Source organism: Halodesulfovibrio spirochaetisodalis (genome assembly GCF_001672295.1).
Lineage (GTDB): Bacteria > Desulfobacterota > Desulfovibrionia > Desulfovibrionales > Desulfovibrionaceae > Halodesulfovibrio > Halodesulfovibrio spirochaetisodalis.
Map to the genome: position 1 here is coordinate 90,571 of NZ_JXMS01000008.1, position 15,883 is coordinate 106,453.

The 15,883-nt window shown below is 45.1% G+C and carries 12 protein-coding genes; 3 read left to right on the top strand and 9 right to left on the bottom strand.

Features of this window, described 5'->3' with window-relative positions:
• Positions 1 to 135: 135 nt before the first annotated feature.
• The 3 genes from groL to SP90_RS06250 all read right to left on the bottom strand — a co-directional run bounded on the left by groL (position 136) and on the right by SP90_RS06250 (position 4,543).
• The gene (gene groL, locus SP90_RS06240; protein ID WP_066853688.1) at positions 136 to 1,785 is read right to left on the bottom strand and encodes a chaperonin GroEL; all 1,650 of its coding nucleotides are present in this window, start codon (positions 1,783 to 1,785) and stop codon (positions 136 to 138) included.
• A 38-nt stretch (positions 1,786 to 1,823) separates the two neighbouring features.
• Complete coding sequence (gene groES / locus SP90_RS06245; RefSeq protein WP_066853690.1) at positions 1,824 to 2,108, bottom strand: co-chaperone GroES; 285 nt, start codon at positions 2,106 to 2,108, stop codon at positions 1,824 to 1,826.
• A 488-nt stretch (positions 2,109 to 2,596) separates the two neighbouring features.
• Complete coding sequence (locus tag SP90_RS06250) at positions 2,597 to 4,543, bottom strand: ATP-binding cassette domain-containing protein (protein WP_066853692.1); 1,947 nt, start codon at positions 4,541 to 4,543, stop codon at positions 2,597 to 2,599.
• A 177-nt stretch (positions 4,544 to 4,720) separates the two neighbouring features.
• On the opposite strand from SP90_RS06250, the gene SP90_RS06255 reads away from it, so the two are divergent.
• Positions 4,721 to 5,101 (top strand): hypothetical protein, encoded by a 381-nt coding sequence (locus SP90_RS06255; protein WP_157471203.1) that lies wholly within the window; start codon positions 4,721 to 4,723, stop codon positions 5,099 to 5,101.
• A 130-nt stretch (positions 5,102 to 5,231) separates the two neighbouring features.
• Here SP90_RS06255 and SP90_RS06260 read toward each other — a convergent pair whose 3' ends face one another.
• Positions 5,232 to 5,723 carry a YajQ family cyclic di-GMP-binding protein gene (locus SP90_RS06260; protein WP_066853696.1) on the bottom strand — a complete coding sequence of 164 codons (492 nt, stop codon included), beginning with the start codon at positions 5,721 to 5,723 and terminating at the stop codon, positions 5,232 to 5,234.
• A gap of 14 nt (positions 5,724 to 5,737) precedes the next feature.
• On the bottom strand, positions 5,738 to 7,180 hold the full coding sequence (locus SP90_RS06265; protein ID WP_066853698.1) for a DEAD/DEAH box helicase: 1,443 nt from the start codon (positions 7,178 to 7,180) through the stop codon (positions 5,738 to 5,740).
• A 209-nt stretch (positions 7,181 to 7,389) separates the two neighbouring features.
• On the opposite strand from SP90_RS06265, the gene SP90_RS06270 reads away from it, so the two are divergent.
• On the top strand, positions 7,390 to 8,349 hold the full coding sequence (locus SP90_RS06270; protein WP_066853700.1) for a phosphotransferase enzyme family protein: 960 nt from the start codon (positions 7,390 to 7,392) through the stop codon (positions 8,347 to 8,349).
• Positions 8,350 to 8,481: 132 nt separating this feature from the next.
• On the top strand, positions 8,482 to 9,090 hold the full coding sequence (msrA, locus tag SP90_RS06275; RefSeq protein ID WP_066853702.1) for a peptide-methionine (S)-S-oxide reductase MsrA: 609 nt from the start codon (positions 8,482 to 8,484) through the stop codon (positions 9,088 to 9,090).
• 110 nt (positions 9,091 to 9,200) lie between these two features.
• On the opposite strand, the gene SP90_RS06280 is transcribed toward msrA, so the two are convergent.
• The 4 genes from SP90_RS06280 to SP90_RS06295 form a co-directional block, all read right to left on the bottom strand.
• Positions 9,201 to 10,478 carry an NYN domain-containing protein gene (locus SP90_RS06280; RefSeq protein ID WP_066853704.1) on the bottom strand — a complete coding sequence of 426 codons (1,278 nt, stop codon included), beginning with the start codon at positions 10,476 to 10,478 and terminating at the stop codon, positions 9,201 to 9,203.
• 92 nt (positions 10,479 to 10,570) lie between these two features.
• Positions 10,571 to 13,342 carry an excinuclease ABC subunit UvrA gene (gene uvrA / locus SP90_RS06285; protein ID WP_066853706.1) on the bottom strand — a complete coding sequence of 924 codons (2,772 nt, stop codon included), beginning with the start codon at positions 13,340 to 13,342 and terminating at the stop codon, positions 10,571 to 10,573.
• A gap of 605 nt (positions 13,343 to 13,947) precedes the next feature.
• Positions 13,948 to 15,207, bottom strand: a complete 1,260-nt coding sequence (locus SP90_RS06290; protein ID WP_066853708.1) for a sensor histidine kinase — start codon at positions 15,205 to 15,207, stop codon at positions 13,948 to 13,950.
• The gene (locus SP90_RS06295) at positions 15,200 to 15,880 is read right to left on the bottom strand and encodes a response regulator transcription factor (RefSeq protein ID WP_066853710.1); all 681 of its coding nucleotides are present in this window, start codon (positions 15,878 to 15,880) and stop codon (positions 15,200 to 15,202) included. Before SP90_RS06295 ends, SP90_RS06290 begins: the two co-directional genes overlap by 8 nt.
• Positions 15,881 to 15,883 lie beyond the last annotated feature (3 nt).

Below are 15,883 nucleotides of genomic sequence, written 5' to 3' on the forward strand. Positions count from 1 at the left end.
AAAGCGTCCCCGAAGACGTTTTCTACCTACTTTTCGGAAGACCACGCAGTATCTTTAAAAAAGTTATAGACCATAAAAAAAGGCCGGAGCGAATGCTCCGGCCTTGAATAGCTAGATAGCTGACGTGCAGTACGATTAGTACATGCCGCCCATGCCACCCATGCCGCCCATGCCACCTGGCATTGCAGGTGCAGCAGCTGCGCCTGCAGGCTCTGGCTTATCTGCGATTGCGCACTCAGTGGTGAGCAGGAGAGAAGCAACAGAAGCTGCATTCTGCAGAGCGATACGGGTAACTTTCTTAGGATCGATAACGCCGGATTTGATGAGGTCTTCGTATTCGCCGATTGCAGCGTTGAAGCCCATACCGTCTTTACCGTCTTTAACTTTTTCTACGATTACGGAACCTTCGAAGCCTGCGTTAGCAGAGATCTGACGAAGAGGCTCTTCGATAGCGCGACGGATGATGCGTACGCCAGCAGCTTCATCATCGTCAGCAGGTTTTACGTCATCGAGAACGGAAGAAACACGAACAAGAGCAGTACCACCGCCAGGAACGATACCTTCTTCAACAGCAGCACGAGTTGCGTTGAGAGCATCTTCTACACGGTCTTTTTTCTCTTTCATTTCGGTTTCAGTTGCTGCGCCAACGTTGATAACAGCTACGCCGCCAACGATTTTAGCAAGACGTTCCTGAAGTTTTTCACGATCGTAGTCAGAAGAAGACTCTTCGATCTGAGCACGGATCATTTTACCGCGTGCTTTGATGTCTTCTGCTTTACCAGCACCGTGAACGATGGTGGTGTTTTCTTTATCAACTACAACACGCTTAGCGGAACCGAGTTCTGCAACGGTGATAGCTTCGAGTTTGATGCCCATTTCTTCAGAAACAACCTGACCACCGGTAAGGATAGCGATGTCTTCGAGCATTGCTTTACGACGTTCGCCGAAACCAGGAGCTTTAACAGCAGCAACGTTAAGAGTACCGCGGAGTTTGTTAACAACGAGAGCTGCAAGAGCTTCGCCGTCTACATCTTCAGCGATGATAACGAGAGGCTTAGACATTTTAGCAACCTGCTCAAGAACAGGAAGCATGTCTTTCATGTTGGAAATTTTCTTCTCGCAGATAAGGATGAGTGGCTCGTCCATTTCTGCAACCATTTTGTCTGCGTTAGTTACAAAGTAAGGGGAAAGGTAACCACGGTCGAACTGCATACCTTCTACTACGTCAAGAGTAGTTTCGAGGCCTTTTGCTTCTTCAACAGTGATAACGCCTTCTTTACCAACTTTGCTCATTGCTTCAGCAATGATGTTACCGATAGTAGCATCGGAGTTAGCAGAAATGGTACCAACCTGTGCGATTTCTTTCTGGTCGCGGGTTGGTTTTGCAAGAGCGTTAAGCTCGCCTACGAGAGCTTCAACTGCTTTATCTACACCGCGCTTAATAGCCATTGGGTTACGGCCAGCAGCAACGAGTTTTACACCTTCACGGTAGATAGCCTGAGCGAGGATGGTAGCAGTAGTTGTACCGTCACCAGCGATGTCAGAAGTTTTAGAAGCAACTTCTTTAACCATCTGTGCGCCCATGTTCTCGAACTTGTCTTCAAGTTCGATTTCTTTAGCTACAGAAACACCGTCTTTAGTGATAACAGGAGCACCGAAAGATTTTTCGATAACAACGTTACGGCCTTTAGGGCCGAGGGTCACTTTAACAGCGTTAGCAAGTTTATCAACACCGCGGGAAAGGCATTCGCGAGCTTTTACGTCAAAAAGAATTTCTTTAGCCATTTTGGTATATCTCCTAAGAATCTAAAGAGAGGAAAAAATTAAGCGATAATTGCGAGAACGTCTTCTTCACGCATTACGAGGAATTCTTCGCCATCGATATTGATTTCGTTACCTGCGTATTTGTTGAAGAGAACAACATCACCAACTTTAACAGTCATAGAGATGGTGTTACCATTTTCAACACGGCCCGGGCCAGCAGCAACGATTTCGCCGCGAGAAGGCTTTTCTTTAGCAGTGTCAGGAATGTAGAGACCGCCAGCAGTCTTCTCTTCAGCTTCAAGGCGTTTTACCAGAACTCGATCGCTCAGTGGCTTCAGATTCATAAGTATAAACCTCCAACATAATGTTACTATAAATAAATTTTCGACCGTCACAGTCACGTGTGCCAGCCTTGTGCTCTGCCTTGTTACTACGCCCAAAAACAAGCCTAGTATCTAAAAAAGCCAAAGCAACCAATTACTATTTAAATCAGACCCGACGAAATTTTCCATCGGGGTACATACTTATTCAAAACTGTCAGGGAGTATAAATCGGTTTTCATAATTGAAAAGGGGCTGACGTAATTTTTTTTTACTACAAACTATTTTTTAGTGGAAAAACAATTTGTTACGCACTTTATTTTTTCACTCTACAACAATCTTGCTGTATTGCAAAAAACATATCCCCACCGACAAGCATCAGAGTTGTATGACACTCCAAACCGACAAATACGGCAAACAGGAGCACGGCTATAGCGTAAGGACAACAAACTCTCAAGCATTAATCGTACAAAGCCAGCTTGTGTCAACGGCTACTGACATAGCCACAGTAATTATTTTTCGAAACGAGATAGCTCTTCAGCCCGTGCTTCAACTTCTTCCCACCGCAACATAAGCTCCTCTTGCTCAACAGCCAGTGCCTCGAGGCGGGCTGTTGTTTTTTCAAACTCTTCAGGGCTTGTTGCATACAGCTGTGGGTCTGCAAGCTTTTCTTCCATAGTAGCCTGCTCCTCTTCCATGCTCTCAAGTTTTACAGGAATTTCTTCCAACTCCTTGCGCAGCATGTCCAATTCGCGCTGTTCATTATATGATAGTTTTTTGGGCTTATCAGCTGACTTTTTAGATTCGCCTCTTTGTTGAGCCGTTTTTTTTGCTTCCACTTTTTCAGCATCAGCATCCGGTCGCTGGCGCAGCCAGTCATCATAGCCACCGACATATTCATTAATGACACCATTGCCTTCAAATGCCAGTGTCGATGTGACTACGTTGTTTACAAACGCACGGTCGTGGCTGACGATTAACACAGTTCCTGAAAATTCCACTAGCTGCGCTTCAAGCAGCTCCAATGTTTCCACGTCCAGATCGTTTGTCGGTTCGTCCAGCACAAGAACATTACACGGCTGAGTAAAGAGCTTTGCCAACAACAAACGGTTACGCTCACCACCCGAAAGCGTGTTCACGGTCATATTCATCCGTTCCGGATCGAACAAGAAATCCTTGAGATACCCGACAACGTGCTTTCGCACACCGCCAATCTCTACCGTGTCATTTCCATCAGCCACGTTATCGCGCACGGATTTTTCTTCATCCAGCACATTGCGAAGCTGATCGAAATACGCCACTTCAATCTTGGTTCCATCCTTGATGCTTCCCACCTGCGGAGAAAGTTCACCAAGCAACAGCCGTAACAAAGTAGTTTTCCCCACACCGTTAGGACCAATTAACGCTACTTTATCCCCACGGGATATGATTGTAGAAAAATCTTTTATTACAGCATTGGTGGCATCGGGGTAGGTATACGTTACATGCTCAGCTTTTACTACAACCTTGCCGGAACGATCAGCAACCTGCACTGCCATACCCACATTGCCAGAACGCTCTCTACGTTTGGCACGCTCCTTACGTAAATCCTGTAACGCTCGTACACGTCCCATGTTACGAGTTCGACGCGCTTTTATGCCTTTACGGATCCAAATCTCTTCTTCTTTGAGTTTCTGATCCATACGGCGCCACTCTTCTTCTTCGGCATGGAGTACTTCTTCTTTGCGCTCCAGAAACGTATCATAATCACAAGACCAGTCGGCAAGATGCCCCCGATCCAGTTCAACAATCCGGTTAGCAACCTTTCGCAGGAACATTCTATCGTGCGTAATTAATACAAGAGATTTCACATAGCGAAGCAGAAATTCTTCAAGCCACGTAATGGATTCAACATCCAGATGGTTAGTCGGCTCATCAAGAAGTAATAAGTCCGGCTCTGACGCAAGGGCACGAGCAAGCATAGTGCGACGTTTTACTCCGCCTGAAAGAGAGGAGAATTCAACATCCGCATCAAGTTTCAGATGGTTTATTACGGACTGTATCTTCTGATGCAGTTCCCAGCCACCCTTTTCATCCAGCACTTGCTGTGCCTTGGACATAGCTACCAGCGCTGCATCAGCATCACTGCCAGTATCCAGCTGCACAGACGCATCATGGTAACCGGCCAAAGCTTGACCTAATTCTCCGAGCCCTGATGCGACAACACTATATACGTTGCCCGTGATATCTTCTGGCACTTCCTGCGAGAGCATAGCAACCTTCAAGCCCTGCTGACGCGCTACAACTCCGCTGTCCGGCTTGATATCACCGAACATCAGTTTCATGAAAGTTGACTTGCCAGCGCCGTTACGTCCAAGCAGACAGACCCGCTGTCCTTCTTCTATCTGCAAGCTTACACCGGACAACAGTTGAGGCCCGCTTAATGTAAGTGAAACATTTTGAATACTTAAAAGTGCCATAATATATCTCCAAACCGAACATGCATAAATTTCAGGTCTGTGTTGTATATGGGCGAGCAATAATTCGCAAGAAAGCAATGGTTACTGATACAGCTCTTGTCAACGACTTCCGCAGTACCTTGCTCCTTGGAATAATAAGCCGCCAGTGATACCATGCTCATAAATGAAGGGAGCGATATGATGCGAGTAAAACCAATGGGAGAGCTTATCTCCGTACTATCTGAAGAAGCTGAAAAAGTTGGCAAATTAGAATCGCTTGCCGAAGAGCTGGTACAAGACTCTACCAATCTACAACGATACCGTGCTGTCCTTGAAGAAAAAGCTCGTGTTCTTGCCGGACTCGCTCAACGCGCTCGTCCTATCACAAAAAAAATGCCGGAAGAAGACGCAGCTCCTCTCCAGCACATGCTCAATAAATTTTCCCAAAGCGCTGCAACGTCACTCCGTATCGGGTCACCTTTTTACATGTCTGCCCTGCTTTACCCGCAAGATCATCAACAAGGACAGCCTAATGATCTTGAAATATTTATTGAGCAGCTCAGGCAAATGCAACAATAATGACACGCCAACTTTGCCACTCTTTACGACGCACCTGTAGATTCCCTGATAGGATCACTTAAAAAGTAAGGCTGTCCTCCAAAATGAAGGACAGCCTTTTTTTACTACTATAATAGAGAGGCTGCGCAACCTAGCTTTTCATATTCACGAACTGAAGTGGAATGCCGTAGTCAGCTTCTTTCAGCATAGCTATCACAGCCTGAAGGTCATCCAACTTCTTACCAGTCACACGCAACTGGTCATCCTGAATCTGAGCTTGTACTTTAAGTTTAGACGCCTTGATCTCTTTAACCATTTTTTTAGCAAGATCTTTTTCAATTCCCTCTTTGAGAACAACTTCGCGCTTAAGTGCACCTTTAGATGTTGGCTCCGAGTCTTTAAATTCAAGTACCTGCGGGTCAACTTTACGACGCAGACAATGTGTTTTGAGCATTTCTGCCACAGCTTTCATTTTAAGCTCGTCTGCTGCAAGAATGCTTAAGCGTTTATTGCCCTTATCAAGACTGATCTCAGTAGTTGTCCCACGAAAATCATAACGGGTCTCAACTTCTTTTTTCACGTTGTTCACAGCGTTATCAAGTTCCTGCAAATCAACTTTATTTACTACGTCAAAAGATGGCATGGTTATGTCTCCTGCTATGGCTGATTATCATCAGCTTCTTGAAATTTCTTTTGGTCTATTTTCAATTTTTGAAGCTTACGCGGCGTGTGCGGCTGCTTCAAAGCTGTACGAGATGCAGGGCGCAGATCGAGAACTTCCAACGCAGCCCCTTTTTTCTCGACAGGTTTTGAAATAATTTTTGCTTTGGCTTGCGGACTGCCCGGCACAGCTTGCCGTGCTGGGCGGTTTCGCGGTGGAGCCTGCTCCGCCCCGAGAACTGTTCCCTTTTGGCGAAAACGCTGCGGGCGCGGTTGCTTTTTCAGTTTTGCAGGCTTTGCTGCAATGCTGCGCTGTTGAGCATTGTAATCAAAGTCATCCACATAACACTGCCTTAGATCATCCCCAAGCGCACGCTCCAAGGTTTTCATCATAGGCGAGTCTTCTGCTGTTGCAAACGTAAAGGCACTACCTGTGGCACTCGCTCGTCCCGTTCTACCTATTCGATGTATATAGGTATCCACCGTCGGCGGAAAATCGTAATTGATAACATGAGAAACGCAAGAAATATCCAGCCCTCGCGCTGCAATATCTGTAGCCACTAAAATTGAATACTTACCCCGCCGGAATCCGTTAATGGCTTCCTGCCTTCTTCGCTGCGTCAATTTGCCTTGCAAACAGGTAACATCAAAGCCGGAATTACTGAGCTGCCGCCATAACCGCTTTGCACCATGTCTGGTTCTCACAAAGACAATAAGCGACTGAAAGTTCAGAGAACGTAAAATGCTCTTCAACAATGGTGTCTTCAAATGTTGCGCAACCGGATAGATAGCATGAGTTACGGTTTCAACAGGCGCAATGGAATCAACTTGAATATGCAATGGATTACGCATTGCATCAGTAGCCATAATCTCAAGCTCATGTGGCATGGTCGCAGAAAAAAGTAAGGTCTGCTCACGCCTTCCAGTCAACTCAAGTATCTGCTTAATGTCATCAATAAAGCCCATGTCCAGCATCATGTCTGCTTCATCAAGCACCAGCATTCTTACTGCAGACAACGTAACAGCTCCGCGCCGTACCAGATCAAGCAGCCTGCCCGGGCATGCTACTATAATATCCACATCACCCTTCAGTTGTTGACACTGAGCATGCAGACCAACTCCGCCAAAAACGGTAACACAGCTGAGGTCTGTTTTGCGGATCATCTGCTGAATGTCGGATGAAATTTGTACTGCAAGCTCTCTGGTGGGAGCTACCACTAAAGCACGTACTCCATCCGCGGGGCTGGTGAGCAGTCTATGCAACATGGGAAGGACAAATGCCAGCGTCTTACCAGTTCCGGTGCGGGCAAGCCCCAGAAGATCATGCCCTGCTAACGCAGGAGGCACCGCTTCATCCTGTATGGGAGTGGGATCTGTAAACCCTTGAGCAGAAAGTGCGTCAAACAACATGGGATGCATGGAAAAATGAGCAAAACTCACAGTTCAATCCTTGAAAAAACGATAATGGCAAAAATCTGTACAACCTCGTTATAGTACCCTGCGCTAGTGTTAAGCGCAATGGTTTACGCAGCTCATGCAGGTAATTTAGTTACGAAAACGCTTTCATGTCATCCGTTTTCTCTGGACACACAATGCTTCAATAGATAGTCTATAAAAAGATATTAATTACTATTACCACTAAAAAAAATATGAAAACACTTTTCGAAAAATACTCGCGCACATTTATGCGACATCGTCCTGACATCAGTATTCCCGGCAGCCCAGAACGGTGCATCTCCCGCTTTGTTGCTGAAGATACCACGGGAACTGTATGGCTTGTGGAACAGCTTAAATCCACGCAAAAAGACTGGCGCTCAATAGTTGGGGAGCTACTGGTACGCCTGCATCAAGAAAACACTCTTCACGTACATGCTCCTGCCACAACAAAAAATAATGAGACCGTAATCCTTCATGAAGGACTCCCGTATCAAATAACCCCTTTTATAATCGGGACAGATCTTCCCCGTCCTGAGTATTGTGCAGACACAGAGCGTGGTCGAGCAATTGGTAACTTTATCCTAAGCCTGCAGGCTGCAGGAGAAAACATACCCATCCCGGAGAACTCTACTCCGCCACTTCCTGAGTATATTGAAGATATTGTGGGGACAATTAAGCAGCACAGACCAGAGATGATGCCGAGAATCGAGCGCGTTTTACAACATCTTGAAACGTTCTTTACAGAAGAAAGATCAATCCCTGCTGCTCTCGCACACGGCGACTGTCATCCGTTAAATATCATCTGGAATGAAAATGAGATCGCCGGTGTCATAGACTGGGAATTCACAGGTAAAAAAATTGCTCTGTATGATGCTGCAAACTGCATAGGTTGCGTTGGAATGGAACACCCAAACTGGCTCATTAACGGTCTAATTCCAGAACTTGTTACAACTATCAGAGCTGGCAGTAGCATTATTGACGTTCATATTCATCAACTCATTCCGAGTATAGTTGCACTGCGTTTCGCCTGGCTTTCAGAATGGCTACGAAAAAAAGACACGGAGATGCAGGAACAAGAATTAGAATACATGCTGCTTCTTGCCACCAGCCAAAAAGAAATTGAGGGGTTCTGGGAACGACACTATTCACATTCGATACAAAGCCATATGTAATTAAGACCTCATAGCCTCTACAATAAAGGGCAGTACCAAGAAGGGGCATTTACTCTTTTTATCCCTTGAATCATCCCTATTTCTCCAAGCCATATGCTAGAGTACGAGAGTACACCCACAAGGAGAGCAACTATGTTTCGATATAAGCCATCAATTTTGACATTGTTACTGGCCGGAGTCCTGTTAAATTTCTCTACACAAGCCAGCGCTGCTCCCCAAGCTACTGCAATTTTTGCAGGTGGCTGCTTCTGGTGTATGCAACCTGCCTTTGACAAAGTTCCGGGTGTAACCAAAACCATTGTCGGCTACACAGGCGGAACAACACAAAATCCAACATATGAGCAGGTAAGCACCGGAACAACAGGACACTTTGAAGCAATCAAAGTCATCTACGACCCTAAAAAAGTTTCGTACGAAAAACTTTTGGATGTGTACTGGCACAACATTGATCCGTTTGATACCAACGGGCAGTTTTGCGATATAGGCTCAACATACCGAAGTGCAATTTTTTATGAAAATTCTGCGCAAGAAATGCTGGCTGATTCCACAAAAAACGATGTTGAAAAACGATTCAAGCGTTCTGTTGCAACCAAGGTTCTCAAAGCTGGAGCTTTTTGGCCGGCAGAAGACTATCATCAGGATTACTACATGAAAAATCCGGTTCGCTATAAATTCTATCGATACCGGTGTGGTAGAGATGCCCGGCTGAAAAATGTGTGGGGCGACGAGTACAAACATTAATTAAGCATCATTTAAGCCGCTCTTCATCCAGAGCGGCTTTTTTTTGATACCAAACGATAAAATACGAATCAAAAAAAAGCCGGAGATAGTATCTCCGGCTTTCCTAAGAGCTATTCTTTTTCTTGTCTGAATGACATCCATTCATACAAGAGACTGATTTCTTCACCACGCAAATCGAACTGTGTCCGACTGCATAAGTCCTTAACATTACGCATAAATGCTTTTTTAACCTCGTCCAGATCCACCACATCCTGTTCAGAAAGCGGGTAACCACCACGAGAGATGCCTACAAGAACGAAGTTTACGTGCGCTCTGCCAACCGGCACGCCTGCTTCTACACACTTATCGCGGACATTGCGCGATGTATTTGTGAGGAAAAAGCCGTTCTCGTTCACTTCATCTACAATAAATTCTAACAACTGATTGTAGTGAACAGGCATCAACAATGGAACATCTGTAAGACGATGCACCCTGAGAGCAAAGTCAAAGAGTTCCGGATATTGTGTTTTAAATTCTGCCCTGACACTTGTTTCTTCCGGCTCATCATGCCGTCCCGGATCATATACATATCCCGGCACAACATTAGAAATTTCCAATTCGCCAAGTTCAAGCGCCTCTAAAAATTCACGGAATCTTCCGTAGCCGAACCAATCATGCCCTGCGTCCAGCTCTTTCTGAAGATTATGGGACAACTGTGCCAACGGCACCGGGGACGAAGACTCCTGCACCATACTTTTAACGACATCTGCTCCACGATCGAGCATGTCAGCGTCAGTGCCGGTACTATCCTCTTCAGAAGTCTGGGTCTGAGCCGGATAGTCTTCAAGTCCTTTTTCTTCAAGAGCCTGCTGTACAAACCAGTCTTCGCGGATACGCCAAGAACTAGCTGCAGTATACGCCGGAGAGGCATATCCTACAGAAAGTACCAGTGTTCTTCGCGCATGCTCCTGCAGCCTGATCAGGAGCGGAGTAAAGTCCGCATCACCGGAAAGTATGATAAATTCATCAAAATGTGTTTTATGGCTCAATGTATCCATTGCATCCATAACAAGATGGATATCCGCACTGGTCTTACCTTGATTAGTAAGCGGCGGACAGTCAATCACGTTAAATGCTGCGCGGATAAAAAAGGGCCTGTATTGATGGTAACAGTGCGGATTGAGATAACAACAACGCATTAAAATACGACGGCGAACTCCATCACCGTACAACATCCGTACTGCATGAGTTTCCAACCACTTAAGCCAGCGCTGGGGGTTAGTTGCAAACACATGAGCCGCTGAAGGTTCTATCTCTTCCAAGCGCGTGTATATATTGTCGAAATCGACGAATAAAGCGCTATACACCTCCTCAAATCCATACTGATTTCGAAAACCTCTTCGATCCATATTTTCCTCATTACGGATAGAAATAACAAATCAGATTATAAAAGCATAACTCTAGTACTTATAGTGATACCTGCCGAGCATAGAAATAGCAACTATGAACTCTTCCTAACTGCCTGCTCTGCAACTAAATATGCACCGGTGACAGAGTTACTGTCGTTGATAATTTCCTCAGGAGTCCCCGCAGAAACAACACAACCGCCATTTTCACCACCACCGGGACCAAGATCGATAACATGGTCGGCAGCCATAATAACATCGGTATTATGTTCAATAACAATAACAGTTGCCCCTTTATCAACCAACTTCTGCAACACTCTGATAAGTTTTCCAACTTCATGCATATGCAAACCGGTTGTCGGTTCATCAAGGATATAGAGGGTTCCCGGAAGATTTCGCTTACCAAGCTCACGTGAAATTTTAATACGCTGTGCTTCACCGCCAGAAAGGGTTGTCGCAGGCTGCCCAAGTCGAATGTATTCAAGCCCTACGTCCTCAAGCACGGATAGACGACGTTTCAATGTCGGGTGATTTTCAAAGAATGCTTTTGCCTGACGTACAGTCATGCTCAATACGTCTGCAATATTCTTATCTTTATATTTTACTTCCAATGTCTCATGGCTGTAACGCTTACCACCACAAACATCGCAAGTAACATACACGTCTGGAAGGAAATGCATTTCAACACGAATCTGCCCGTCACCGCTACATGCCTCGCATCGTCCGCCACGAACGTTAAAACTGAAACGCCCCGGTTTGTATCCGCGTTTTTTGGCATCCGGTGTCATGGCAAAAATATTACGAATTTCATCAAAAATTTTCGTATAGGTAGCAGGGTTGGAACGCGGGGTACGCCCAATAGGGGTCTGATCAATAGAAACGATTCGCTCAATCGCATCCATTCCTTTAATCCCTTTAATCTGTCCCGGGTTATCGACCTTTATAGATTTAGAAAGCGCAATGTGTTTATACAACGAATCAACAACAAGGGAACTTTTACCGGAACCGGAAGGTCCGGTTACACAGGTCAACGTTCCAAGCGGAAACGTTACATCAAGATTTTGCAGGTTGTTAGTAGACACGCCCTGCAAGACAAGGTCACGTTCAGCAACTCTTCGCTCTTCAGGTATATCGATGACCATCTCACCACGCAGGTACTTAGCAGTCAGCGTATCTGCCTCTCCAAGCATTTTATCTACAGAACCGTTGAACATTATTTCACCGCCAAGCATGCCGGAACCAGGCCCGAGCTCGATCAGCGTATCTGCTTCACGCATGGTTGCTTCATCATGTTCAACAACCAGAACTGTATTGCCGCGTTTCTGAAGACTGCGCAGTGTATTAATGAGACGTACATTGTCCTTTGGATGCAATCCAATGGACGGCTCATCAAGTACGTATGTTACTCCGACAAGGCCGGAACCAAGCTGCGAAGCCAAGCGGATACGCTGCGCTTCACCACCGGAAAGGGTAGACATGTTACGGCTAAGGGAAATGTAATCCAGCCCTACGTTCACCATAAATCCAAGGCGATGGGTGAGCTCTTTCAATAGGGGTTCTGCCACAACCATCTGTGATTCTGAGAAACTCTGCTGTTGCAACCACTCAAGAGCGCGCCAAATAGAAAGAGAACAGAAACCATAAATAGAATGTTCACCCACACGGACTGAAAGCGACTCTTTTTTCAGTCGTGCGCCGTCACAGACAGGACACGGATGACTTTGTCTGTACCGTGAAAGTTCATCGCGCCATGCATGACCAAACTGCATGCCGCGTTCAAGCAATGATACAACCCCCGGCCAATCTCCCTGTCCTTGAAACAGAGCTTTCCATGCTTTCGCAGAAAACTCAGAAAAAGGAGTATCCAATGTAAAACCGTTCTTTTTGCCCAGCGCCTTTAACTCATCAGCATATCGCTCCATAACCTTAGGATTTTTCCATGGGAGTAACCCGCCGGATTTAAGCGACAGCCCTTTGTTCGGGGCAAGCAAATTAGGCTCAAAATAATCTACAGAGCCGATACCGGAACAGCGGGAGCATGCTCCCTGTGGACTGTTAAATGAAAAAAGCTGTGGCGAGAGACGCGGCAGGCTTATTTTACAGGTAGGACAAACAGACTCGGTTGAAAGAATCGTATCTTCCCCGCCTACGACAGAGACGACAAGACGCCCTTCCCCATATTTCAGCGCAAGCTCAACAGAGTCTGCCAAGCGCCCGCGCAGACCTTCTTTAATAACAAGACGGTCAATAACAAGGTCAATGGTGTGCTTCTTGTTTTTTTCCAATGCCGGAGCATCATCGATGGTGTGCATTTCTCCGTTAATTCGAACACGGACAAAACCTTGCGCTTTCAGTTTTTTAAATCTGTCAGCATGCGTCCCTTTCTGATGCTCTACAAGCGGAGCAAGCACCATGAATTTTGTTCCTGCTTCAAGCTCCAGTATCTCATTAATAATCTCATCTGCAGCACGTGCAGCAATCGGCTTATTACACTTAGGACAGTACATAGTGCCAAGACGAGCATAGAATACACGCAAAAAGTCATAAATTTCTGTAACAGTACCTACTGTCGAACGCGGGTTGCGTGTGGATGCAGTCTGCTCCAGAGAAATCGCAGGTGAAAGCCCCTCGATTTTATCAACATCCGGCTTATCCATCTGCGGCAGAAACTGACGCGCATAAGCAGATAAGGATTCTACGTACCTGCGCTGCCCTTCCGCGTAGACAAGGTCAAACGCAAGAGTAGATTTACCGGAACCGGAAGGACCGCACACAACAACAAGCTCGTCTCTTGGAATATCAAGAGTCAGGTCTTTAAGGTTATGCTGACGGGCACCTTCAATATGAATCACGTTATCTTTGGTCATTTGCTATCTCATACGTGCTTTGCACTATTAGTAACTAGTTATCATTAAGTGTAGCCAGTAGCAGTATGTAATCAGTTCTCAACTTAACGCAAGCATAGAATTGTGCAAAAGCAGGTTTGGCAGAAAATCATCTCCCACCTGCTTCGGCCCCCTTGCTCTGCAAAAAACTTAACAGCCTGACAGGATACAAGCTCTTAGCGGCCTCGTATGCATAGTATTTTACTGTCACCCTAAAAAACACCCTCAATAAATTAAGGTAGCTGTTCCAGTTCAAACAGTTTTACTATCTCTACCTTTCGGGCATGCTCTTTTTGACATTTTCACTTCGGTTATAAAAACAGGCACTGAAAAGCATACTCTTCAGTGCCTGTTTTTATACCAAGACGCATAACTACGCCTTATACTGTATGCCCCACTCGTCGGGTATTATCTCATATGCTGTTATTGCTCGCGGCAATATTTTTCTTGCATAAGTCCGGTTGGTCATCGGTGGTCAGCCAAACGACATTGGTCATTGATACTTAATACAACTATGTTTCCTGACTGGTATAAAAACAACTCATACAGCAAATTATCATGAATGGTCTTTTATGTGTGTAGCGGTATTAACTGTCCTTGAAATAAACAAGTACCGTATATGTTGTGGGCTTAGGTAACAACGTCAGCTCACATCCTATCTTGCGGGCAAGTTGTTTGGACAGCTCCAGCCCAAAGCCAAAGCTATCTTTTTTTATAGAATTATCTCCCTGCTTTTGGTCATTTGTGATCATTACTCCATTATCAACAGTCTCAATACATACCCCTCCCTGATGCGTATGCTGAAATGCATTTCTAATCAGGTTGCTTATCAATATCTGCAATGCAATCTGAGGTGCTTGCACTGTCACCTCATTGATTTTTGTATGAATTGAAATCTCTTTCCCATTGGTTAAATATAAATTCTCGTTAATGGCATCATGAAGCAGTACATGCAGATGGACTGCACTCACAGGTAATGGCGCAGCATCGTCCCTGCAAAGCCATAGTAATAAATTACTCATATGATGCATTTTGTAGGTTGCTTTTTTCATTCGCAAAAACGGAGGATTAAGCAACGCATTCTGTTCGATTCCAAGCCGTTGAAGCAACTCAACGTTATTCAACATAACAGCAACTGGGGTACGTAATTCATGACTTGCAAACTTTTGGAACTGCTGTTCTCGTTTTGCGGAATCATTCAACCGTTGCATACCTTCATGGAAAAGCCCTGCCAGCGTATCAAGTTCCTCATAAATAAAACTTTCCGGTTTCTTTTCTAAAGAATCAGGTTTTATCTGAACCGCCCAGTTTGATAATTTTTCAACAGGTCGAGCAACCCGCCGCAACATAAACCAAGCAGAGGAAAGAATCAGCAATATGCACGCCCCACCCAAAAGAAGCGGGGTGTATAAAAAGTACATATCGAACTGCTTCATAGTTGGTAGCGACTTTACATCGTCAAATCGCTCCGAAAATAAAAAATATACAATTTTTCCATCTGCACGCAGAAACGGGTACAATTTGTGATATTCATACTCTTCATCATTTATCGTTATATATCGGCCCTCTACTACAGCTTTCCCTGCAATCTTTTTCTTAATTTTTTCTGGAAGCTGCTCATACTCGGTATATGCAGATAAGTTTGAATTACTTGGAAGCGGAATATCTGATTGTTTTTTATATTTCTCGTTGTACCTGTATGCTTCTACAGCAAGCTGAACTTCTGTATTGAGGTCGAGCCCGCGGATAAAAAAGTGCTGAAGCAAAACGGTATAACAACACACTAGTAGAAAAGTAATTACAGCAAAAAAAATGATGATCGTTTTTCTAAGACTTTTTTTAGCCATCGCCAGGCTCTCTTAATGCAAAGCCAACACCTGTAATTGTGTGGATAAGTTTGTGAGCATACCCTTTATCAAGTTTTTGCCGCAACTTATGCATATAGACATTCAGGCTATTACTGTCTGGAATATCTTCTCCCCACACAACACGAATAAGTTTTTCTCTTGAAACAGGCTTCGGACTTTCTTCTACAAGACAAAGCAACAGTGCCCATTCTTTAGGGGTAAGCTCCAACTCCTGACCATCACGCCAAGCTTTTCTCACACTTGTATCAATGGAGAGCTCCCCGACAGTCATTTTTTGTACCTGTCCACTTCGTCGTTTTGCCAATGCCTTTATGCGCAGCATCAACTCTTCCATAAAAAATGGTTTCGCAAGATAATCGTCTGTACCGGCATTAAATCCCGAGACCTTATCTTCTATTCCGTCCAGCGCGGTGAGCATAAGCACCGGAGTATCAACTCCGTCCTGTCGAAGAGCAGAGCAGACACCATAGCCATCAAGCTCCGGCAACATTACATCCAGCACCAGCACATCGTACTCATTCTCTCTGGCAAGCATGAGGCCTTGTTCACCATTCGATGCGTAATCACATACAATGCCGTCTAGCTGAAGATGGTCAATCAATGACTGAGCCAGATCTAAGTCGTCCTCAATTAACAGTATACTTATACCCATCAT

Coding starts and splice junctions, on each gene's coding strand:
- groL (WP_066853688.1), bottom strand. CDS start 1,785: ATGGCTAAAGAAATTCTTTTTGACGTAAAAGCTCGCGAATGCCTTTCC.
- groES (WP_066853690.1), bottom strand. CDS start 2,108: ATGAATCTGAAGCCACTGAGCGATCGAGTTCTGGTAAAACGCCTTGAA.
- SP90_RS06250 (WP_066853692.1), bottom strand. CDS start 4,543: ATGGCACTTTTAAGTATTCAAAATGTTTCACTTACATTAAGCGGGCCT.
- SP90_RS06255 (WP_157471203.1), top strand. CDS start 4,721: ATGATGCGAGTAAAACCAATGGGAGAGCTTATCTCCGTACTATCTGAA.
- SP90_RS06260 (WP_066853696.1), bottom strand. CDS start 5,723: ATGCCATCTTTTGACGTAGTAAATAAAGTTGATTTGCAGGAACTTGAT.
- SP90_RS06270 (WP_066853700.1), top strand. CDS start 7,390: ATGAAAACACTTTTCGAAAAATACTCGCGCACATTTATGCGACATCGT.
- msrA (WP_066853702.1), top strand. CDS start 8,482: ATGTTTCGATATAAGCCATCAATTTTGACATTGTTACTGGCCGGAGTC.
- SP90_RS06280 (WP_066853704.1), bottom strand. CDS start 10,478: ATGGATCGAAGAGGTTTTCGAAATCAGTATGGATTTGAGGAGGTGTAT.
- uvrA (WP_066853706.1), bottom strand. CDS start 13,342: ATGACCAAAGATAACGTGATTCATATTGAAGGTGCCCGTCAGCATAAC.
- SP90_RS06290 (WP_066853708.1), bottom strand. CDS start 15,207: ATGGCTAAAAAAAGTCTTAGAAAAACGATCATCATTTTTTTTGCTGTA.
- SP90_RS06295 (WP_066853710.1), bottom strand. CDS start 15,880: ATGGGTATAAGTATACTGTTAATTGAGGACGACTTAGATCTGGCTCAG.